16 protein-coding genes are annotated in these 21790 nt (G+C 51.4%); 10 read left to right on the top strand and 6 right to left on the bottom strand.

Translation table 11 applies throughout. The features are described from left to right. Positions 1 to 9: 9 nt before the first annotated feature. Positions 10 to 2007: a hypothetical protein gene (locus ACYU8Y_RS25340; RefSeq protein ID WP_460940961.1), complete on the bottom strand. Its 1998-nt coding sequence runs from the start codon at positions 2005 to 2007 to the stop codon at positions 10 to 12. A gap of 72 nt (positions 2008 to 2079) precedes the next feature. Continuing rightward, positions 2080 to 3909 carry a patatin-like phospholipase family protein gene (locus ACYU8Y_RS25345; RefSeq protein ID WP_460940962.1) on the bottom strand — a complete coding sequence of 610 codons (1830 nt, stop codon included), beginning with the start codon at positions 3907 to 3909 and terminating at the stop codon, positions 2080 to 2082. A 220-nt stretch (positions 3910 to 4129) separates the two neighbouring features. On the opposite strand from ACYU8Y_RS25345, the gene purL reads away from it, so the two are divergent. The 3 genes from purL to ACYU8Y_RS25360 all read left to right on the top strand — a co-directional run bounded on the left by purL (position 4130) and on the right by ACYU8Y_RS25360 (position 9500). After that, positions 4130 to 7801 (top strand): phosphoribosylformylglycinamidine synthase, encoded by a 3672-nt coding sequence (gene purL, locus ACYU8Y_RS25350; protein WP_460940963.1) that lies wholly within the window; start codon positions 4130 to 4132, stop codon positions 7799 to 7801. A 313-nt stretch (positions 7802 to 8114) separates the two neighbouring features. Beyond that, entirely contained in the window at positions 8115 to 8912 is a 798-nt protein-coding gene (locus ACYU8Y_RS25355; RefSeq protein ID WP_460940964.1) for a helix-turn-helix domain-containing protein, read from the top strand. Between the two features lie 69 nt (positions 8913 to 8981). Further along, on the top strand, positions 8982 to 9500 hold the full coding sequence (locus ACYU8Y_RS25360; protein ID WP_460940965.1) for a hypothetical protein: 519 nt from the start codon (positions 8982 to 8984) through the stop codon (positions 9498 to 9500). Between the two features lie 338 nt (positions 9501 to 9838). Here the strand turns inward: ACYU8Y_RS25360 and ACYU8Y_RS25365 are convergent, their stop codons facing one another. The 4 genes from ACYU8Y_RS25365 to ACYU8Y_RS25380 form a co-directional block, all read right to left on the bottom strand. After that, positions 9839 to 11674 (bottom strand): histidine kinase dimerization/phosphoacceptor domain -containing protein, encoded by a 1836-nt coding sequence (locus ACYU8Y_RS25365; protein ID WP_460940966.1) that lies wholly within the window; start codon positions 11672 to 11674, stop codon positions 9839 to 9841. A 126-nt stretch (positions 11675 to 11800) separates the two neighbouring features. Then, a complete protein-coding gene (locus ACYU8Y_RS25370; protein ID WP_460940967.1) occupies positions 11801 to 12586 on the bottom strand; it encodes a hypothetical protein in 786 nt (261 codons plus the stop codon). Positions 12587 to 12827: 241 nt separating this feature from the next. Beyond that, on the bottom strand, positions 12828 to 13745 hold the full coding sequence (locus tag ACYU8Y_RS25375) for a helix-turn-helix domain-containing protein (protein WP_460940968.1): 918 nt from the start codon (positions 13743 to 13745) through the stop codon (positions 12828 to 12830). A 4-nt stretch (positions 13746 to 13749) separates the two neighbouring features. After that, positions 13750 to 14721 (bottom strand): NADP-dependent oxidoreductase, encoded by a 972-nt coding sequence (locus ACYU8Y_RS25380; protein ID WP_460940969.1) that lies wholly within the window; start codon positions 14719 to 14721, stop codon positions 13750 to 13752. Positions 14722 to 14988: 267 nt separating this feature from the next. Here ACYU8Y_RS25380 and ACYU8Y_RS25385 point away from each other — a divergent pair, with 267 nt between their 5' ends. From ACYU8Y_RS25385 to ACYU8Y_RS25415, 7 genes are all read left to right on the top strand, one after another. Beyond that, positions 14989 to 15915 (top strand): pirin family protein, encoded by a 927-nt coding sequence (locus ACYU8Y_RS25385; RefSeq protein WP_460940970.1) that lies wholly within the window; start codon positions 14989 to 14991, stop codon positions 15913 to 15915. A 77-nt stretch (positions 15916 to 15992) separates the two neighbouring features. After that, entirely contained in the window at positions 15993 to 16244 is a 252-nt protein-coding gene (locus ACYU8Y_RS25390) for a hypothetical protein (protein WP_460940971.1), read from the top strand. A gap of 24 nt (positions 16245 to 16268) precedes the next feature. Then, entirely contained in the window at positions 16269 to 16955 is a 687-nt protein-coding gene (locus ACYU8Y_RS25395) for an HAD family hydrolase (protein WP_460940972.1), read from the top strand. 102 nt (positions 16956 to 17057) lie between these two features. Beyond that, positions 17058 to 18179: an agmatine deiminase family protein gene (locus ACYU8Y_RS25400; RefSeq protein WP_460940973.1), complete on the top strand. Its 1122-nt coding sequence runs from the start codon at positions 17058 to 17060 to the stop codon at positions 18177 to 18179. 25 nt (positions 18180 to 18204) lie between these two features. Continuing rightward, positions 18205 to 18543 carry a n-acetylglutamate synthase gene (locus ACYU8Y_RS25405; RefSeq protein WP_460940974.1) on the top strand — a complete coding sequence of 113 codons (339 nt, stop codon included), beginning with the start codon at positions 18205 to 18207 and terminating at the stop codon, positions 18541 to 18543. Positions 18544 to 18561: 18 nt separating this feature from the next. Next, a complete protein-coding gene (locus ACYU8Y_RS25410) occupies positions 18562 to 19275 on the top strand; it encodes a hypothetical protein (protein ID WP_460940975.1) in 714 nt (237 codons plus the stop codon). 91 nt (positions 19276 to 19366) lie between these two features. Further along, a complete protein-coding gene (locus ACYU8Y_RS25415) occupies positions 19367 to 21757 on the top strand; it encodes a peptidylprolyl isomerase (RefSeq protein WP_460940976.1) in 2391 nt (796 codons plus the stop codon). Positions 21758 to 21790 lie beyond the last annotated feature (33 nt).

The following is a 21790-nucleotide window of genomic DNA, read 5'->3' on the forward strand; positions in this document are numbered from 1 at the left end:
GTGATCCGATTAATGGGTGTGTAAGAAAGCAAATGGTTCCCCTTTCGTAAGCCCTTCTTTAAAATAAAAGCCGTAATCTGTTAAGCTCATACCCGTTTCATCCCGTTGATAATGGAACTGTTGTTCTATTCTGAGTTTGTCCATGATTCGGCTCTTGGGGTCACTCGTCAACGACGTCGTATCGAGTAATGGTTTGGCAATGGCATACCTTAATTCAAGCGTATCGAGATCGAAAATTAAGGTACACCCCCCTCGAAATTCGAACGCATTTTTGGAAGGCGGGGAAGTTCTGGGATTATAATGTTTTTCCCGGCGTGGTTTGTCCTGGACAAACTCACCTTGATTTAAGATGACGCCGGACCGTTGCAGCAGCGAGAACACAATCTGATTAATCTGCTTACCCTGCGGTCCTACCCTCGATACTAATCGCAGGTTTTGCACTTCAAAGGCAGGATTATCCGAATCAGACCGGGAAGGATTTACACCGTATTCGCGCCAGTCTTTATTAAAGATCATGCCTGTTAATTTTTCAAACTCCCACTCGTTATCAAACTTCATGAAAATTTTCTCGTGAAGTCCCTGAACATCGTCAACTTCGTCGCCACCCATGTACAGATTCGTAATGCTATAAATAGAATCACGTGCTTTTTCATACATCACATCCCTACGGTAGTTTCGTAAATGTTCCGCCAGAACGCCGAACATCGAATGTTGACTACCGGGGGGATTCGGCGTGAATTGAAGACTTTCTACACTCAACGTTTTGATTCCCTTGGGATATATTCCGCGTCGGCGAAAGGCGTCGATGAAGGCAAGGCGATAATTTCGATTATCATCGGCTACCAGATCGATATCAGCGGTAATAATAGCCCGCAAGTATTCCCCAAAAGTGATATCGATCGGAGGACAGTAATCCAGGGCCCGGATGCACATCTGTAACACATGGTCAGCGGCTTTGGCCGCTTCGTCGGCTAGCCGGTTCACCAGGTCGATAGGTAACTCCCCGGCGGTAAGTATACCCGTACCGTTGGATGCAATGCGCAGCAGATCAGCGACGCGGCTTTTGTAGATGTTAATAAACGCTTCAAAAACGGCGGCTACCAGAATACTGCCCCTGGCGTGGGGTTCCATAACAAGTCGGTAGTCTTCCGGCTTGGGCGTTTTGGGCTTCCACTGCTGGGTCGTTTTATCAATTTCGCCAATAGCATCGCGCAAGCTTCCGTAATTGCCAATGGCTGAACCGAACTGTTGCGCTAACTGCCCCAATATGGTTTGATCGGCCAGATTTCCCCGCGTTTTCTGAATCTGATTTTTCAGTACTTCTGGAAAGGTGAAGTGCTGGAATAAGGCTACTATATCGGAGAACGCTTCGTGGAATGCCAGTACATCCGGATTCGTTGGTTCATTGTAATTTCGGTGCATACCATCCAGAATGGCGTGGGTGGTTTCATGCGCGATAATATCGTGGCTTAAGCAGGTGAAAACCAGGGAGGCTGGCATTTGTATACTCTCATTGGCCGGTGCCGATGAGAAGTAGCCAAACAGTAATGCTTTCTTCTTGGGACTGTAATACGCATTTGCTTCACGTAACGCATGGGGGTAAACCCGCAACCTTGGCACATTCACTTTGACATTGTTCAGCCAGCGGTCTGCCCACAAAACTTTTCGGCCCAAAGCCCGCTCGAAGTTGGTAATAGTGGTCATTATGACGGCATACACCATTTGTTGATGAAACTGTGGGTTGCCTTCACTTGGGTCGAGCCCATCCTGAGCCAGTATGTATTCGTTGCTTAAGTTTACCGGCGTATACGTTTTTTGCACAGTAGGATCGTAATCAATTACTTCCACGTATTCACCGATTGGCCCTGGTTGAAGCATTGCCGAACTCTCCCACGGTATTTTATAGACTATGGTGCTGATAGGGGCAGTCTCCATTTGCAAAGCCAGGGCTGGATCAAAGGCATAGCCTCTTAATTTTCGAAACGGAGGTTTTGTCGCGTGTGTCATGGTATGGCCGAATAGCTTGTTTACACAACTGGTTTCCTTACTTCTGACTAGACAACTAGTCACTTACTGGCTCTAACGAGCTAAGCTACAGGATAGGTCAGGGGAATTGAGCTTAGTCGCCTGGTCTATAAACTGAGAAACATCGGTAGTAGGGTCTTCAATACTTTGTAGCAAACCAGGATGCAGGTGAAAGCATTTACCGCCAACTTGAAAAGCCGCCCAGATTAGCGTAGCTCTCCTTCGTAACTCGATTCCGCGAGGGCCAATTGGAGGATTTTTCTCAAACTGCCGGAGTAATCGATAGCACAAGGTTAATTCGGCGCTGGCCATAATGGCCTTCAACCGATGCTTGTCGTCTAGCCACCACAGTGTTGTACTCATTTCGCTGGCCGTCCGAACGGTTTCGTAAATAGGCGCTAATTCATCCCGCACGGAAGGGTGCAAGGGGTCTGCTTTATGAGACTTATTAAAGTCTTTAACAATCCCGCCAATGATGCTTGGCAAAACAACCACATCGGGAGAAAGGCCATTATGTCGGCTAAAAACGAGGCCATAATCTAATCCACGCACTCTACGCAAAAAAACACTGGATAGTAAGGTCAATACACTGGACAACCGAATCGTTAGCAAGTACCAAAGTTGCTGTACAGACAGGCCTTTAACGGGAGGTAAGGCTAGGGCATGGATCTCCAGACCAAGTAGTTTGAAATAACCAGTTAGCTTCTTCCAGAGCCACCGTATTCCCAGTGCAACGAGCAAACCAATGGCCGACAAACCGGCTACTAAACCTGCCCAGAAATTGCCGATCCCATATTGGTAACTAAAAAAAAGTGAAAACACGAACAGGATAAGCAGTAGCCACTGGGCTGTTGAACGAACGGTGCCTAATTGGCCAAACGTCGTTCCTCTGGCGCGGGTAGGACCAGGCAACGGAGTATTGTATAAATCTTTTCCTGCACTGTCCACATCGGCAATGAGCAGCAGCGTGGATGGTTGCAGTAAGTTTTGTTCAGCTAGTGAGTTTTTTGAATAGTCGGAGGAATTTTTTCGATAGTCACGGTTTCGAAGATTGGCATTCAGTAAGCTTTCAATACCCTGATTATCGTAAACCCCACCATCGACCAAAGCTATCCGATCTTTTTCAATGTCTTTGCCATTGGCATCGAGCAAAGCGGGCTGAATGTCATCTGAGGAGAAAAAATCGTAGGGTAGTACCAACGGTTCAAATCCGCCCGGAAAGCAGGAAGAAGCCGCAACCGTGTCGGCGATTCGTAGTTCGCGCGCTCGTTCTGATCGTATGTGTACATTGCCATTTCCAACTAAAAAGCTGGGTCTGACGTCTCCTCGTTTATCCGTAATTGTCTCAGGCATGCATGACGCATACTGAAACCTGAATGTCAGCCCTGAATACAGTTCAGTCGCCCCAAAGATGATGCTTTGCAAATGAAAGGGCTTATTGGCATCTGAGTCTGGCTGCCAGAAGACGCCAAAACGGGTATTGTCGTACAGGTCACGGTCATAAATATCCGAAAAAGCATTAATTAACTTGTAATGGCCTTTGTCTGCATCAACGTTAGCCTTCCACCGACGAAGCGATTCGTTTAAAAGCGTATCCCGCTGAAGGAATTCGTAAAATTCCTTGTAAATGGATTCAAATTGTTTGCCCTGTTTCCGCCATAAGGCATAAAAGGCGCCGGTAATCGTACCACCAGATGCCGTAGACAGCATGTGAACGTTGTCCAGCAAGCCAAGCAAGTAAAGAGCATTCAGCGTTCCAAGACTGTAGGTCGACGCTCGAAAACCGCCCCCTGATAAACTAAGAGCGATGCGCGAAAAAGCAGAATCGGGTGTACCCGAAGAGGGGGGTGGCTGCTGAGGAGCCGGTGGCGTTGAGGGTGACATTAGAGCGAAGGTTGGATAGTGGAAGGTAGGTATTCAAACCAGCCATCTCAACAAATAGTACCTCTCTTTAGGGAACGGTAGGTACTATGTATGGACTATACATACGAGCAAGTAAATCGCCCGCATGAACTTATTCCCCTTCGCTACAGCGCAAATTTTGTATGGAACGGCAGAACTACGAAATTTGTACTTTAGTTGAATCGACCTTATTCCCAATTTAATGATCCATTTCTTTGTAAACCCCAGTGACTATGTCTATGGTGTTAAAACCGAAACTTCTCCTTCTCATGAAGATATTCAAAAGCTGAACTGGCTCTTCGGTAATGCTAAAAAATTGGATGAAGGGATGGTGAACCGGCCCTTCGTAGGTCCTCGTGCCGCTATGGTTACGCCCTGGAGCACCAATGCCGTTGAGATTACCCAGAATATGGGCATTTCCGGCGTTACTCGCATTGAAGAGTTTAAGCCGGTACCTGCTGATTTCAACGATTTCGATCCGATGATCTCGCAGAAATACCTGGCTTTGACCCAGGATATGTATACCATCAATATCACGCCCGAACCCGTTCTGGCGATTGACGATGTTAATGTCTATAACAAACAGGAAGGATTGGCACTCAGTCCGGATGAAGTGGAGTATCTGAACAGGCTATCGGCAAAAATTGGCCGGAAGCTGACGGATTCCGAAGTTTTCGCTTTTTCTCAGGCCAACTCGGAGCACTGCCGACACAAAATTTTCAACGGAACGTTTGTGATCGACGGTGAGGAAATGCCGACTTCTCTGTTCAAGCTGATCAAAAAAACCTCGGAAACGAACCCGAACGATATCGTTTCTGCCTACAAAGATAACGTGGCGTTTGTTAAAGGGCCGACGGTGACGCAGTTCGCGCCCAAGTCGGCCGACAAGCCCGATTTCTACGAGGAAAAAGAATTCGAATCGGTGCTTTCGCTGAAGGCTGAAACGCACAACTTCCCTACCACCGTGGAACCGTTCGCCGGGGCTGCAACCGGTTCGGGGGGCGAAATTCGGGATCGTCTGGCGGGTGGCCAGGGCTCGTTGCCGCTGGCAGGAACGGCCATCTACATGACGGCTTACTCCCGGCTGATGGAAGACCGCCCCTGGGAAAAAGCGATGGACGAACGTAAGTGGCTCTACCAGACCCCTATGGATATCCTGATCAAAGCATCCAACGGGGCGACTGATTTCGGCAATAAATTTGGTCAACCCCTGATTACGGGTTCTGTTCTGACGTTCGAACACGAAGAAAACGGTCGTAAGCTGGGTTATGACAAGGTGATTATGCAAGCCGGTGGCGTTGGCTACGGTAAGCTGAATCAGGCGAAAAAACATACGCCCAAAGAAGGCGACAAAATTGTAGTGCTTGGTGGCGAGAACTACCGGATCGGAATGGGCGGGGCGGCCGTTTCTTCGGCGGATACCGGCGCGTTCGGTTCGGGCATCGAACTAAACGCCATCCAGCGGTCGAACCCCGAGATGCAGAAACGGGCAGCTAACGCGATTCGCGGATTTGTGGAGTCGGACAACAATCCCATCGTTTCCATTCACGACCACGGCGCGGGCGGGCACCTGAACTGTTTGTCGGAGTTGGTGGAGGAAACCGGCGGTTTGATCGACCTGGATAAATTACCCGTGGGCGATCCGACGCTTTCGGCCAAAGAAATCATCGGAAACGAATCCCAGGAGAGAATGGGCCTCGTGATTGGTGAAAAAGACATCGAAACCTTACAGAAAGTAGCGGATCGGGAACGCGCTCCTATGTATACGGTGGGTGACGTGACGGGTGACCATCGGTTTACCTTCCAATCGAAATCGACGGGCGAAAAACCAATGGATTATGCGCTGGAAGACTTCTTTGGTTCGTCGCCCAAAACCATCATGAGCGATAAGAAAGTGAACCGTACGTATGCGGACCTTTCTTATGAGGTGCAAAACATCCCCGCCTATCTGGATCAGGTGCTGCAACTGGAAGCCGTTGCCTGCAAGGACTGGCTGACCAATAAAGTAGATCGCTGCGTGGGTGGCCGTGTAGCGAAACAACAGTGCGCCGGTCCGCTGCAACTGCCCCTCAACAACGTTGGGGTTATGGCGTTGGACTATAAATCGACCGAAGGGATTGCAACGACCGTTGGCCATTCGCCGTTGACCGCCTTGGTGGACCCGGCAGCCGGTTCCCGCAACGCCATTGCCGAAGCCTTATCTAACCTTGTTTTTGCGCCGATTAAAGACGGGTTGAAAGGCGTTTCGCTGTCGGCCAACTGGATGTGGGCCTGCAACAACGAAGGGGAAGATGCTCGCCTGTACGAAGCCGTGAAAGCCTGTTCGGATTTTGCCATTGCGCTGGGCATCAACATTCCGACTGGTAAAGACTCGCTGTCAATGAAGCAGAAATACCCGACGGGCGATGTCATTGCTCCGGGTACGGTGATTATCTCGGCGGCTGGTAACTGTACCAATATTCGCAAAGTCGTTGAGCCGGTATTGCAGAAAAACGCGGGTTCCGTTTACTACATCAACTTGTCGAAAGACGCGTTTAAACTAGGCGGTTCTTCGTTTGCGCAGATTAACAATAAGATTGGCACTTCGGTACCGACGATTCAGGATGCGGATTACTTCGCCAAAGCCTTCAACGCCATTCAGGATCTTATCCACGCCGATCAACTGGCGGCTGGTCACGATGTAGGTTCGGGTGGTTTGATTACGACGCTGCTCGAAATGTGCTTTGCGGATATTAACCTGGCCGCTAATTACGATTTGAGTGGGTTGAACGAAGCCGATACCGTTAAGGCACTCTTCAACGAGAACATCGCGGTTGTATTGCAGGCGAAAGACGATGCCGCTTTCGAGCAAGCCCTCAACAAGGCCGGTATTGACGCGGTGAAGATTGGCGCGGCTCTGGAAGGCAACGAAGTGACGTTCACTAACAACGCGGATACGTTCACCTTTGACGTAGCCGAAACGCGCGATACGTGGTATAAGACCTCTTTCCTGCTGGATCAGAAGCAGTCCAGAAATGGCATGGCGCAGGCGCGTTTCACCAATTATAAGGTGCAGCCTTTACAGTACAATTTTCCGGCGCATTTCGACGGAAAAAAACCAGCCATCGACGGGTCCAAACCCCGTCCTAAAGCAGCCATCATCCGCGAGAAAGGGTCGAACTCGGAGCGGGAAATGGCCAACGCCATGTTCCTGGCCGGATTTGATGTGAAGGACGTGCACATGACCGACCTGATTTCCGGTCGCGAAACGCTGGAAGATATTCAGTTTATCGGTGCTGTAGGTGGTTTCTCCAACTCGGATGTGTTAGGCTCGGCCAAAGGTTGGGCGGGAGCCTTCCTCTACAACGAGAAAGCGAAAAAAGCGCTGGACAATTTCTTTGCCCGCCCGGACACGCTGTCGGTAGGGATTTGCAACGGTTGTCAGTTGTTTATGGAGCTGGAGCTAATCAACCCGGACCACGCCGAACACGGCAAACTGCACCACAATACCTCGGGTAAGCACGAGTCGAGCTTTTCGTCGGTCAAGGTGCAGGAGAACAATTCGATCATGCTGAAAACGCTGGCGGGTTCAACGCTGGGGGTCTGGATTTCGCACGGTGAAGGAAAGTTCAACCTGCCGAATACGGAAGACCAATACAACATCGTGGCGAAATACGCGTACGAAGGCTATCCGCACAACCCGAACGGATCGGCCTTCAACACGGCGATGCTTTGCGATGCAAGCGGTCGTCACCTCGTAACCATGCCGCACATCGAGCGTTCCATCTTCCAGTGGAACTGGGCGAACTATCCGAATGGTCGTCAGGACGAGGTAAGTCCCTGGCTGGAAGCGTTTGTCAACGCGAGAACATGGTGCGAAGAGCATACAAAGTAAGGGGCAAGGGCTGCCTTTGCCTTTTGATGCACACAAGCCAATTCGTTTTTATGCAATTACACGAAAGCCCGGCAACGTTGCCGGGCTTTCGAATTTAGTTGGCTTATTCGTTTTCACAATTTAGATCTTGGATGTAATCATTGAAACAGCCAGGCCATCGAAAACCATTATTGAGTACGAAATGACTGGCCTGCTGACCGTACTGGACCAGCCTTTACTTGTATATTTACACGAAAGCGTTAAGTGGCCTGTCGTATTTACAATCCGGAAACTCCTGTAGAATAGATCGTTTCAGTCGGTAAGCTTTAGCTATATGGTATCCGCTCAACAATGTGCTCCCCATCCTGCGTTGACTCCCTTTGTGAAGGCCTATGCCTTCCTGCATGTTCGGCACCATTCGCCCCTGCTTATGCTCCCCCTGGCGCCGGTTCCTGAAACATGCCTCTATTTTTATCCCAGGAGCCCCTTGCAAATTCAGTTAGCCAATGGGCAGCGCTATACCGCGCCTGACAATGTGTTACTGGGACAGGCGACTGCTCGCGTCAATCTACTCATTCCTTCCGACTACTTGATGTTCAAGGTATGGCTGCAACCCGCTGGCTTTTTTCGCATATTCGGGATGCCCATGACCCTGTTTACGGGTGGTCAGGAAGAAATGCAATCCGTACTCGGCAACGACATCAAGCCGGTACGGGAGAGAATCGAACAGGCCCAGACCTTCCCGCAGATGGTAGCCATTATGGACGCCTTTTTACTACAGAAAATAGATACCTGTAAAGTCAAAAGACATCCCATTGATCAGGTCATCTCGGACATGTACACTACGGATACCCGATTTTCTCTGGACCAATTGGCCCACCAGGCTTGTTTGAGCACGCGTCAGTTTGAACGCAAGTTTCTGGAACGAACGGGCGTATCGCCTAAGTTCTATAACCGCCTTGTGCGTTTCAATCAGGCCATGAAACTTAAAAAAAGCCAGGCTACCCAAAGTTGGCTGGCTATTGCCTATCAGTGCGGCTATTTTGACCATAACCACCTCCTGCGTGACTTCAAAGAGTTTATGGGCGAGGTACCTTCCGATTTTTCATTCGGTCAGGCCATTATTTACTGAATAATGTCGTTTTTTTACTAAGGCTGGTCATTGTCCATGTTGTAGGTTTGTCGCTCAATGCAACCCGCTATGAAACCTCAACAGGTTACCCTTACCCGAATCGTCACGTTTATCCTGGTGGCCTACGCGGCCCAGCTGTTCGATCTGACTCCGAAGATATCTCCCTGGGCGGCCGATGTTTCAGGCCCTACCTTCGCCGAGATGCATCGGGCGACGGATTTCTACATGAGCAAACGCATGCCCGTGTTTGTTCAATCGTTTATGCTGTTTAATCTGCTCTTTTTGGGGCTTACCTGGCGAAATTGGCGGTCACTGTCCTTCAGGCTGGTCGCCCTGGCTTTGCTGCTTCAGCTTGTCATAACGATCATCGCCATCAAAACAAACGTAGCCATGAATGCCGGGATGAATGCCTGGGATCCGGCTCATCTACCGGCTAATTGGGAAGTGGTCCGAAGTCAATGGCTGGGGGCGCACAACCGGAATTTTTACGTCAATGTCGCCATTTCTATCCTGGTCTTCCTGGGATGTTATTTCTACTGGATGCGGTCTGGATCGGCAAAACCATCGTCGCAAAGTGATGCCGTGTAGTAACCCTGTGCGCTAGCGCTTTAGAGACAGAGATTGTATAGCCTTAAAGACTATCCAGTCGGGAACTGTCTGGCACCGAGACAATTCTGCCACTTGCCTCCCGCCTTACTCGTACACCTACGGGCGTCTTCTTTGGCTTGCTCTCGCAGGCCAGAAGGAAAAATGTGAGCACTATCAACATTGCTTTCATGACTCAAAGTTACTTAAAACACGCCAGACTCCTGAAACCTCTGTCAGGTCATTCTTTCCATAGAAACGTAGTTTCTTCTCGTGTGATCAGGCTTTCATCGACTAAGCAAAGCCCCTGCGTAGTCGACCGATTGATGGCATCAATACGCTCAGATGGGAATCCACAGCCGGAAATAGGTACCCTGGCGATTCGTCAGGCTCATCTCTCCCTCGAGCTGCGCCGTGAGCTCCCGAATGAGCCGGTGGCCGAAAGAAGCCCGTTGGTCGGAAGCCGCCTGATCCAGTAAGCCGGGGCCATTATCCTGTACTTCCAGCAACAGTTCGCCGGTTGATTCCAGTTGGAATCGAACGAGCAGTGATGGGCGGGTTGTAACAACTGCTGGCTGTCCGTCACTTAGTGCTGGCGTCATGTAGGCATACTTGAAGGCGTTGGTAAGCACTTCATTCAGGATCAGTCCCAGCGGCACCGCCACTTCTACATTTAGCTGCAAATCGGCCACCTCGATCCGGTAATCAAAGGTTTCCGGATCAAAGCCATACCCGACCAGCAGCCCTTCGGTCAACTCGGTTACATACGCTTTGATGGATATATCGGCCAGGTTATCGGTCTGGTAAAGTTGCTGATGAATTAACGAGATGGCCTCCACTCGCCGTTGACTATCCTGCACCGCCTGAATCGCCCGGGAATCATCCAACTGTCTGGACTGCATCCGCAGCAGGCTGGATATGATCGCTAAGTTGTTTTTCACCCGGTGGTGCAATTCATGCATCAGCACCGTCAGTCGTTCAGCCTGCTCGCTAATCTGCTGATTATTTTTCGAGACAGTTTGGTTCGTGGTTTGCAATCGGGCATTGACCCGTCGGATCAGGCGATATTGCCACACGGCAATAGCCAACAGGGCTATCAGCGCGACTAACCCCCCGGCCTGCCAGCTAATTAAAGCCAATTGCCGCTGATTGTCCTGATTCAGCCAGTCGATGCGGGCTTGTTTCTGAGCAACCTGGAAGCGTAATTCTACGTCGGCCAACTGCCGGCTTTTTTCGGTGTTCAGCACCTGACCCGCATAGCGGTTATGAAGCCGTTCGTAGGCCAGTGCCTGCCGATACTGGCCCCGAGCCTCAGCAATCTGCGTCAATACCTCATATATCTGCACCAGAAGTTCATCCTGCCGTTCGGGATCGCCTTCAATAGAGCGCAAAGCCAGGCTGGCGTATCGCTGGGCTTCGTCCAGTCGGCCTAAATGAAGCAGGGGTTCCGGCAGGTGCAAATATTCGTATTTTATCCGCCGGTGGTCGCCCTGCCGCTGGGCATAGGTCAGACACCGGCGAAAGGTTTGTTCGGCCTCCCGGTAATGGCCCGACTTTGCTAAGGTAACGCCGTACCCGTCCAGCATCGAATAGAAGTTATTCCATTCCCGATTAGCCCACAACATAGTCAGCGCCTGGCGCTCAAAAAACGCCACTGAATCGATTTGACCTCTTAATTGAGCCTGACTGGACTTATACATATAATTTCCTAAAGCAAGAACGGGTTGATTGGGCTCATGCACCGACGAGTTGGCCAACTGCTGGTACTGGCGACTCTTGGTCGTGTCGCCCAGGGCCTCGTATTCTGCGTAAAGGTTAAAGCTAATCTGTTGCTGCTGGTCGTAAGCATAAACTGACTGAGCGATGGCCAGCGCCTGGAGGTAGTGGTCGATGGCGCCGATATGATTACCCAGGTTGGATTCCAGGTAACCTAACCGGGCATTGAAGCGAGCAGTCCAGTCGGCTATCCGGGCCTGACGGGCTATCGCCAGACCTTCCTGCATCAGGGTTCGGGCTTCTTTAAAACGGGACTGGTTCGTCAAATCGCGACTGTAGTCAGACAGCGGTTTCAGGCGCTCCACCGGAGGCAGTTTTGCCATGCGTTGGCGGAACTGGCTCACGTCGTCGCCCATTTTCGGCGTTTGAGCCTGGCTGGCAGCACCCAGAAGTAATAGCAAAAGAAATAGTCTGGCGCGCATAGCCATCGGCAAAGGCAAAGTAGCGTAAGAAGTCAGGATTTAGAAGTGACTCAAAGTTACGATTTCAACGGCAACGATGACAATGCTGCCGGCCTTAGCCAGTAATTAGGGACAATTTAAGTGGGTGATGCGGATCGTGTCACGAATCGAAGTAAACGAATCGGTACTGACCTGACGGGTAATGTAACCTTGCTGATCACGGAGGAACGCTACCGACACATCGGCCCGTTTGATAAGTTGGGTGGGTGTCTGGGGAGCTGCATAGCGATACGTTTCGATTCGGCTGGCCAGGTGCTCACTCACGGGAAACTGTTTTCCCCAACTGGGCCAGGGGTATCGGTTGAGATCGTACGGAATGCCTCGCATTCCGTTGGCCAGGTGATTGGACATGGGCACGAAGTCACGCTGGATAAGTCGATAGTACAACTGGCCCCTGTCATCAAATACTTCGAGCTGTACGTACCGTCCCTGTTCGTCGAGCTGGTAGCGTGTCGAGTAGCTCTGTAAGCCACTGTTATTCACTGATTGGCCCCGCAGCCCTACTAATTGCCCCCTGGCATTCGTATTGAGCAGATAGCGATAGACGTGCCGCCCTTCCTGAAAAAAGTCGATCGAGGCTAACCTTCCCTTCTGGTAGTTGTACTGACTGGAATCCTCCTGCCCATGCACCCAAGCCAGGTATCCCTGTTTGTTATAGCTCAGCCGTTGGTCGAGGACAAAGGGGCCGACTCCTTTGTTTTCTTCCCGGGCAGTGCACCGATAAAGGCGCTGGTGCGCATCGAAGTGGTAGGCGTACTGATTGGCGTTGGCATCTTGCCAGATAATTTGTTGGCAGAGCCGGGGAGTTGAAAGGCTGGCTGCCACAGGCGACGCATTGGTTGGTGCTGTCACTTGACGTTGATTGTTGGCCGAGGTGCAGGCCAATCCGGTTGTCAGGATTAAGTAAACTAAATAGCCAAACCCGTTTTTACGCACAGAACTTACGCCAGAAAAATTTCTTTAATTCGAATCAAAGTAAGTCATTTTTTTGAAGGATTCATTGAGCGACTCCTGATGGAGGGACTCTGATGCACTATACCGGGTGTAGGACTCGCCGTCGTTGTCGACAGGAAGTTATCGGAAGTCGATTACCCTACTGAAAGGAAGCTCTAAACTCCAGAGGTGACTGATTCGTTTTTGTCTTGAACAGTTTACTGAACGATTGCAGGTGCTCAAATCCCAGTTCGTAGGCAATTTCACTGACAGTTAACTCACTGGTTGATAGCTTTTCTTTTGCTTTTTCGATCAGCTTTTCGTGAATGTGCTGCTGGGTATTTTGTCCGGTCAAGACTTTTAATAAGCTGCTTAAATATTTAGGCGACAGATTTAAGCAGTCGGCGATATACCCAACCGTTGGTAGTCCTGTTGAGAGTAAATCACCTCTGTCAAAATAATCAATCAACAACTTATCCAGCCGTTCCAGAATTTGATGATTGGCTTTTTCGCGCGTAATAAATTGCCGGTGGTAAAACCTATCGGCATAGTTAAGCAGGGTTTCAAGGTGCGAGATGATAATACTCTTGCTGAATTTATCGATTGTTGACTGGTATTCCTGGTGAATAGTTTTGATGATGTCAACCAATATGGCCTCTTCTTTTTCGGATAAAAACAAGGCTTCATTGACCGAGTAATCCCAAAAATCATACTGCCTGATTGTCGTGGCTACGGGTGTATTCCACAGTAAATCAGGATGGATGAGCAGCATCCATCCTGATTGTTTGAGTTGTACGGCACGCTTATCGATGGAAAGGCTTATCACCTGATTCGGCGATATAAATGACATAATTCCATCATCGTAATCATAGGTTTGCTGCCCGTATTTTAATTTTATTTCATCGGTGTTGGCCACTCGCTTAAGGGCAATGCAATAGAAATCACAAACCCAGGCCGTCGGTTCGCTTAGGTTTGACCTGTCAACGGATGCCAGTTCAAGCACACTGATGAGTGGGTGCTCTGGTTTGGGCAACTGCCTGAACTGCAGAAATTCGCTGATGGTTTTGAACCGCTTCATTGGCTTAGTTTTCCTTTCTTATTTCAAGAACGATTTTGCCCCGCACGTGTTTGGTTTCGCTTTCGCGATGGGCATCGGCTACCTGTTGCAACGGATATACCTTGCTTACCACCGCTTTTACTTTACCCTTCTCGATTAGCTGGGTAGTACCGCTCAATGATGACGTATAGGTTATGCTCCCTCCGCCAACCAGGGTGCCGGTGGCGTTCTTCTTGGCCAGAGCGCTCAGGAAATCGTCCGTAAGGGGTTGATCGAGATGCGAGCATACAAAGATACCGCCCTCCTTTATAACGGTAACCGACCTCAATCTGATGCTCTCGTCGCGGACAGGCGACGCGTTGAATACGACATCTATATCGCGCAGCAGCTCGTCGAAACGCTCGGTAGTATAGTCGATTACTTCATCGGCCCCCAACTCTTTCAAAAAATCAACGTTATGGGCCGATGCTGTCCCGATCACGTAGCCACCCATTGCTTTGGCAAATTGCACGGCCAGATTACCAACGCCACCGGCTGCACCGTGAATCAGCACCCGCTGTCCTGGCTGTACGTTACCCAGATCCACGATACCATTCCAGGCAATAAGCGCGCAGGAGGGGAGGGCACCGGCCTCATTGAAGGTGATAGAATGCGGCATTAACGAAAACTGACTTGCCTTTGCGGCAATGTATTCCGCATAACTTCCATCGCCGGGGAAATTCGGAACCCCATACACTTTGTCACCCTTTTTAAAATCAGTTGCCTCGTTGCCGGTTTCCTCCACAATGCCCGCGGCATCCAGACCCAGGCCCATTGGCAACGTCAGGAAAGGCCGCATCAGCTCATTTCCGCCTTCGCGGAAAATGTAATCGGCGGGATTGACGCTGCTGGCGTATACCTTCACTAAAATCTCATCGGCGGCAGGAACGGGACGTTCTACGTCGGCCAATTTCATGACCTCCGGTCCGCCAAACTCATAAACTCTAATCGCTTTCATCGTTCGTTTTTTTTAGGCAAAGGTCTGCACGACCGCCCAAACAGATTTAGCCGAAATGCCCTTTGGTTTAGTCAAAAGTCATGGAAGGGAGGAGCAGTAGATTGTTCAGGCTTGAACAGGTGGTTTTAAGAAAGATAGCCATATTTGCACCGTCTGCTAAATGAATAGGGCGTAGCTGAGGCAATGAGGACTTATTCAGGCTGCGGGGCCAACGTTTCTGACCAAAGGAGTATTCGAACCGACTTACACTTATTCCTGATCACGCTTATGCTAGACTCGATCATTGATGCCCGCCCTGCTTCGATTGGTAATGGATTCAATGTCAGGCGAATTCTGCCTTACCGACTACGCCGTATGTTGGGACCGTTTATTTTTATGGATCATGCCGGGCCGGTCAGTCTGGGACCGGGGCAACTGACAACTATGGATGTACTACCGCATCCGCACATCGGTCTGTCGACGGTGAGTTATCTCTTCGATGGACAGGTCACCCATCGGGATAGCCTGGGTGTCGAGCAGATTATCCGGCCAGGAGAAGTAAACTGGATGACGGCGGGGCGGGGCATCGCCCATTCCGAGCGGTTCGAAGATCCAGCGATGCTGGCCAATGGTACCCTGGAAATGATTCAGACCTGGGTCGCGCTGCCCGAGTCAGACGAGGAAAACGCGCCTGCGTTCAACAATTATTCACCACACGAACTGCCCATTTTTACGGATACGGGTGTATGGCTGCGGCTGATTGCGGGCGGGGCGTTTGGGTTACAGAATGACGTTAAAACGCATTCGCCCCTGTACTATGCCCACGTTGTGCTGCAACCCGGTGTTCATTTTGGGCTGCCACAGGGCTATAGCGAGCGCGGGGCTTACGTTGCCAAAGGCAGTGTAGAGGTGAATGGGCACACGTATGGGGTAGGGCAATTACTGGTCTTTACAAAAGGTATCGATCCAATCCTGAAAGCGAAAGAAACCTGCACGTTGATGCTGCTGGGGGGCGAACCGCTGGGCGAACGCTTCATCTGGTGGAATTTCGTCTCGTCGCGTCGTGAACGAATTGAGCAGGCTAAAGCCGATTGGCAGGCGGGCCGTATTCCGTTGCCGCCCAACGACAACGCCGAGTTTGTTGCGTTGCCGGAGGATCGATCGAAGCCTGCCGGATCGGCAACCGGAACGCCACCTCCGCAGCCGCTTTCCTGATACTGCCCACATGACTACACGGACAGGATGTTCGCGCTGCGACGAACCCAACAACCGCCATTGCGTGTTCAATACCTATGCAAACCGAACCACAAACCCGTCATAGTCCTGCGCTGCCCGAACTGCGTTTCTCCCTCAATCTGCTTTATGTAGGGCGGTTGTTGCTGGGCATGAAATCGTCAGCGCTGACAACCGACGAGCGGATCGACGCATTCGATGAACGAATCGAAGACATAACCGACGAGTTGGTGTCGACAGAACTGCTCCACGAAGCCGCCATTTTAGCGGGTGATGTTTTGCCGATAACCACGCCAGACTACGACGTATAATCAGCCCAATCCCGTTTATCGCTAATGCCCAACACACCATTTGCCGCCCAACCGTGGGCCGCCCTGTTTGATATGGACGGTGTCCTGATCGCCAATACGGATTTTCACATTAATGCCTGGCTGCAATTTGCCCAGCAACACAACCGGCCACTTACCCGGGATCAATATGTCGAACACATCAACGGGCGTGTGGCCGCCGATGCGATGGCCTATGTTTTTCAGCGGCCCGTTTCGCCCGGTGAGTTGATTGTTCTGACAGAAGAAAAAGAAGCTATCTACCGCGAGTTATACCGCCCTCACCGCCAGCCTACGCCGGGTTTGCTGGATTTTCTGGCTGCCTTGCGGGCCCAATCCGTCAAGCTGGCGGTTGGCACATCGGCTCCCCAAAGCAATGTCCTCTTCACCCTGGATGAACTTCCGTTAAGGCCTTACTTCGATACCGTTGTGGATGCCAGCATGGTTCGGCGGGGAAAACCCGATCCGGAAATCTACCTGACGGCTGCTCAGCGGGTCGGTGTGGAGCCCGACCGGTGTGTCGTCTTCGAAGATGCCCTGGCCGGGATCGAAGCTGGCCTTCGGGCAGGTATGAAAGTTATCGCGCTGGCCACGACCCATACCCGCGACGAACTCGCCGACACGGGTGCCTCGCTCATCGTTGATGACTTCACTGAACTCCATGTTGACGTTGTTAGGGGGTTGATTTTTAGTTGATTGATTTAAGTTGAGGTTGCCTGCCTTGACCAAACAACCCGTGGCTCTACCCGTTCAGCGGCATATTTTGTGTACTTTTGTCGCTGAGTTTCTAACGTTCGCATGAATACACCGCCGTTGGCTGAAACGCCAAACCAACCATTTATTCCCGCCCGCGAGGGTTTTTTCTTTCCTGCCGAATGGCATCCGCACGTAGCGACCTGGCTTAGCTGGCCCCATACCGAAGCCTCCTGGACCAGGGAGCGGCAGGAGCTTATGTTTCCGGCCTACATAGCATTTATTAAAGCCATTGCCGAAAGTGAACAGGTCTGCATCAACGCGCACAATGAGGAAGTGATGCAGGCAGCTAGAGTACGTTTGCTGGCTGCCGGTGCCGATATGAGCCGAATTACCCTGTTGCCTCACCCAACCAACGATTCGTGGTGCCGCGATCATGGCCCGGCGTTTCTGATCAATCCGCAGACAAACGAGCGGATGATCGTTAACTGGGGCTACAACGCCTGGGGCAACAAGTACCCGCCTTACGACCGCGACAATAGGATACCCGTCGAAATCGCCCGGTATCGCCAGCTGAATTACGTGACGCCCACAGCCTCCACTGGGGCAGCCTCCGCTGGGGCAGCCTCCACTGTGGAGATCATTATGGAAGGCGGGTCGGTGGAATTCAATGGGGCCGGAACCGTACTGACCAGTCGCGCCTGTCTGCTTAACCAGAACCGAAATGCGCACCTGACGCAAGCCGATATTGAACAGTACTTACGCGATTACTACGGTGTTCAGCAGGTGTTGTGGGTTGAAGAGGGTATCGTGGGCGATGATACCGACGGCCACATCGATGATACGGTTCGGTTTGTTAATGAGGATACCGTGCTGGCAGCCTACGAAGCAAACCCACAGGATGACAACTATCCTTTTTTGCAGGAGATACACCGAGAACTTCGGGAGATGCGCCTGTTGAACGGCAAGCCACTTACGATCGTCGAGCTGCCCATGCCCGACCCCGTCTACAGCGACGGACTGCGTCTGCCAGCCTCTTACGCCAACTTCCTGATTACGAATGGTGCCGTTATTGTACCAACTTTCCGATGCGATAAAGACCAGCCCGCTTTAGACATCATCGGTTCGTGCTTTCCCAACCGCAAAATCATTGGCATCGACTCAACCGATATTGTGTGGGGGCTCGGCAGTTTTCACTGTTTAAGCCAGCAGGAACCTACTGTTTAAAATCAGAAAAATCCCGTTTCAGACAATGTATAACAACAAAACTTTCCGTTCGGTCACGAATACCAGCAATGGTGAAGTGAGTAGCGAGACGCTTTTTCACTACCACCAGGAAGGCAAGGTCGTTTGGGCCGAGTACACGGGTGGTAGTATCCTGAAAGGTTTTCTAATTGCCGTCGTTCTGGAGGGTGGGTTTTTGGATATGCGCTACGAACACGTAAATACGCAGGGCGAACTGATGACCGGACGGTGCTCGTCCGCACCCGAATACTTACCCGACGGACGGATTCGGTTGCACGAGCAATGGCAGTGGACGAGTGGTGACGGTTCGTCGGGCTCGTCCATAGTTGAAGAAGTTATCCCGTAACGCTACGTTTAGAAAAGCATGCGAATTCGTCTAATCCTGTTAAGTCTACTGGTCGGTGTTTCGATGCAGTGGAGTTGCACCCGGCAACCTTCGCTAACCGCCGAGCTGACACCCCGATCCCTGAGAGCCGTAAATCTGGAGGAAACATTGAGTCGGCGGGATGAACTGATGATGGCGTACTCACTCACCAGCTACGATGCTCAGAACAAGGCCGTGGCTGTCGTGAATGGTGGGTGGGGCGTCGAATCCGTACAGAAGGGTCAGCAGCTCGACCTACAGGCGCCCGCGCAGGAGAACCATACCCCCGCCAAGCCGATTAGCCTGAGCATTCCCCGAAACGGGCGCATCGTCGCTTCGCTGGTGCTCATTGAAGTAGACGACTACAACCAGGCGAGGCAGACAATGGCAAAAGTTCAGAAGGTTCATAACCTGATTGCCGTTCCGGCGGGTTTATTGTTGACGGCCACCGAAGTGCTGACGCCGTTAAAATACGTGTCGGCAGGGCTGGTCGCGTCGGGTGTTGGCCTGCAACTGCTGGACAAACTGGATGACGATGACCTGCTCGGCCAAAGCAGCGTGGAACTGAAAGAAGCGGATATCCGCCAGAAAAACCAGCGATTTATTCAGGTACCCGCTATTTTTACCGGACAGAAATTCAAGGACTCATTCGAGTATCGGCTTGAGTACGACATTACCCTCAAGTCGGTGAAAATCCGGCCCGCGCGCCAATAAGGGGGCTTTCGGAACGTTGCTAATTCATACCGAATGTTTTTCCCCCCGTCTCTGTTTTACTAACATTGTTAACATCACTTTTCCAGACGCTATGCGCCATTTCCCAGGCGGCTTCCTGCTGGCTTTACTCGTAACAGCCTGTAAGACAGCCGCACCCGTTGTTCAGCAAACGCCACCAGAACCCGTTATTCTGACGCTGGGCAATAAAACCTTTACGACCAGCGATTTTTTTCAGTCATTTACCAAAAATCAGCTTTCGTCCGACTCCGCCCAACGGACGGACGTTAAAAACTACTTCGATCTTTACACCAATCTGAAGTTGAAAGTGCTGGCTGCCGAAGCCGGTGGCCGCGATACGACCGAAGCCTTTCGGGAGGAAATGAACACCTACCGAAAGCAGTTGGCGCAGTCGTATCTGATGGATAAAGTGCTGGTGGAATCGCTGGCGGCCGAAGCTTACCAGCGGCTGCAGACGGAAGTCAACGCATCGCATATTCTGATTCCCGTTTCCGAATATGCAACCCCTGCGGACACCCTGACCGCTTATCAGGCCAGTTTGGCTTTACAAAAACAGGCGCAGGATGGGGCGGACTTTGCCAAACTGGCGCGAGAAAACTCCAAAGATGTAAATACGGCTGAGAACGGTGGCAACCTGGGCTACATCTCCGCTTTCGGCGTTGTGTATCCGTTAGAAACGGCTGCCTTTACTACTCCCGTTGGTCGTGTTGCGGCCCCCGTCCGCACGCGATTTGGTTACCACATTATTAAAGTAAACAGTCGTCGGCCAAGCCGGGGGCGGGTACGGGTGGCCCATATTCTGGTTCGCATGAGTCCCTCGGCCGATGAGGCCGGGCAAAAAGCGGCCAAAGAACGAATTGATGGGGCCTACGCACAACTTCAGAAAGGCGAATCGTTCGAGCAGGTGTGTCGGCAGGTGTCCGACGATGCCACCTCTAAAGCCAATGGCGGAACGTTGCCCATGTTTGAACCCGGTCGGTGGGTACCCGCCTTTGAAGATGCGGCTTTTTCGCTGGCAAAACCGGGCGATTATTCAAAACCCGTTCGAACCAACTACGGCTGGCACATCATCAAACTTATCGAGCGAAAGCCGCTGGACGCTTACACAACGCTGGGGCCTTCGCTGCGGCAACGCGTAACGACGGATAGCCGTGCCGACATTCTTCGGCAGGCAACCGTACAGCGCCTGCAAAAAGAATATGCCGTGCAACCCGATCTGGCAATGCTACAGACCGTACTGGCAAAAGCCGACAGCACCTTACTGCATGGTCAATGGCGCTTTACTGAACCACTCGACCCGGCCTTGCAAAACAAGACTCTTGTCCTGATCAACAAGCAGCCCTACAGCGTTAATCAGTTTTTTGATTACGTTCGGCAAAAGCAGCAGCCTCCGCGTAATCCGGCAGTAGCGACCACACCCGGTAGTAATGCCGTACCGTCGACAGTCGATCGGCCGGTAGGCGGCTCCCCAACAATTGCCATGCGTCGGCTATTCGATCGGTTTGTAGGCGATCAACTGATTGCGGTAGAAGAAGCGAATCTGGATAAAAAATCGCCTGAATTCCGGGCGTTGCTCAACGAAATCAGAGACGGTGTGTTGCTGTCTCAGGTGATGGAGCAAAACGTTTGGGAACGCTCTATGGCCGACTCAACGGGTCAGCGGCAGTATTACGAGCAGAACAAAGACAAATACCGGTTCCCCGAACGGGCCTTGGCTACGATAGTGGTTGCGCAAAATGACAGCTTACTAAAGCAGGCTACCACGATGCTCAGCGGACGCCCACCGTATCAGCTTCGACGGTCGGCGGCTCCGATTACGTTTGCAAAAGGGCAAACGGCGTTGACACCAGCTCTTCGCGAAACCCTGTTTGATGTACTGGTGGTGATGAGCGCCAACCCTGATTACATCGTTGAGGTAAGCGGTTCGCATGACCCTACTGAACGCGATTCGGTATCGGCGGGGCGGATCAGGCAAGTGGTCGGTTACCTACAGAAAAATGGCGTTTCCCTGAACCGTATTATGGAAAAGGATTTTCAGGGGGCACGACCGGGGGCTACCAAAGATGCCCAGCGTAACATAGCTTTCCAGTATTTCAGTAATTCGAAAGACGACATCGCGAAAGTAATTAACAGTCGATCAGGGGCACCAACGACAACGACACCTCGCTTTACCGACAGTCCGGCTGTAATCATCACGACGGGCCTGTTCGCTCGGGGCGAAAATCCATACCTCGATAGTGTCACCGACTGGAAAGTGGGGGCAACGTCTTTTCGTCGTGATAACAAGGCCATTTCCGTAGCCATTGAGCGCATTGAACCGGCTCGGGTCAAAACGTTTGCTGAAGCACGGGGGACCGTCATCAACGAATACCAGGCAACGCTCGAAAAACAATGGCTGGCTCAGCTTCGGCAGTCCTATCCGGTAAAAGTCAATGACGACGAAATCCGGAAGCTGGCGAAGTAAGTTTTGTTATGCGCCTGCTGTGCTCCTGCGGAT

Source organism: Spirosoma humi, from assembly GCF_054776575.1.

Bases quoted from the DNA above. Each gene is read 5' to 3' on its own strand.
- ACYU8Y_RS25355 (WP_460940964.1), top strand. From the start codon at position 8,115: ATGGTATCCGCTCAACAATGTGCTCCCCATCCTGCGTTGACTCCCTTT.
- ACYU8Y_RS25340 (WP_460940961.1), bottom strand. From the start codon at position 2,007: ATGACACACGCGACAAAACCTCCGTTTCGAAAATTAAGAGGCTATGCC.
- ACYU8Y_RS25375 (WP_460940968.1), bottom strand. From the start codon at position 13,745: ATGAAGCGGTTCAAAACCATCAGCGAATTTCTGCAGTTCAGGCAGTTG.
- ACYU8Y_RS25345 (WP_460940962.1), bottom strand. From the start codon at position 3,909: ATGTCACCCTCAACGCCACCGGCTCCTCAGCAGCCACCCCCCTCTTCG.
- ACYU8Y_RS25400 (WP_460940973.1), top strand. From the start codon at position 17,058: ATGAATACACCGCCGTTGGCTGAAACGCCAAACCAACCATTTATTCCC.
- ACYU8Y_RS25360 (WP_460940965.1), top strand. From the start codon at position 8,982: ATGAAACCTCAACAGGTTACCCTTACCCGAATCGTCACGTTTATCCTG.
- ACYU8Y_RS25390 (WP_460940971.1), top strand. From the start codon at position 15,993: ATGCAAACCGAACCACAAACCCGTCATAGTCCTGCGCTGCCCGAACTG.
- ACYU8Y_RS25380 (WP_460940969.1), bottom strand. From the start codon at position 14,721: ATGAAAGCGATTAGAGTTTATGAGTTTGGCGGACCGGAGGTCATGAAA.
- purL (WP_460940963.1), top strand. From the start codon at position 4,130: ATGATCCATTTCTTTGTAAACCCCAGTGACTATGTCTATGGTGTTAAA.
- ACYU8Y_RS25405 (WP_460940974.1), top strand. From the start codon at position 18,205: ATGTATAACAACAAAACTTTCCGTTCGGTCACGAATACCAGCAATGGT.
- ACYU8Y_RS25395 (WP_460940972.1), top strand. From the start codon at position 16,269: ATGCCCAACACACCATTTGCCGCCCAACCGTGGGCCGCCCTGTTTGAT.
- ACYU8Y_RS25385 (WP_460940970.1), top strand. From the start codon at position 14,989: ATGCTAGACTCGATCATTGATGCCCGCCCTGCTTCGATTGGTAATGGA.
- ACYU8Y_RS25410 (WP_460940975.1), top strand. From the start codon at position 18,562: ATGCGAATTCGTCTAATCCTGTTAAGTCTACTGGTCGGTGTTTCGATG.
- ACYU8Y_RS25415 (WP_460940976.1), top strand. From the start codon at position 19,367: ATGCGCCATTTCCCAGGCGGCTTCCTGCTGGCTTTACTCGTAACAGCC.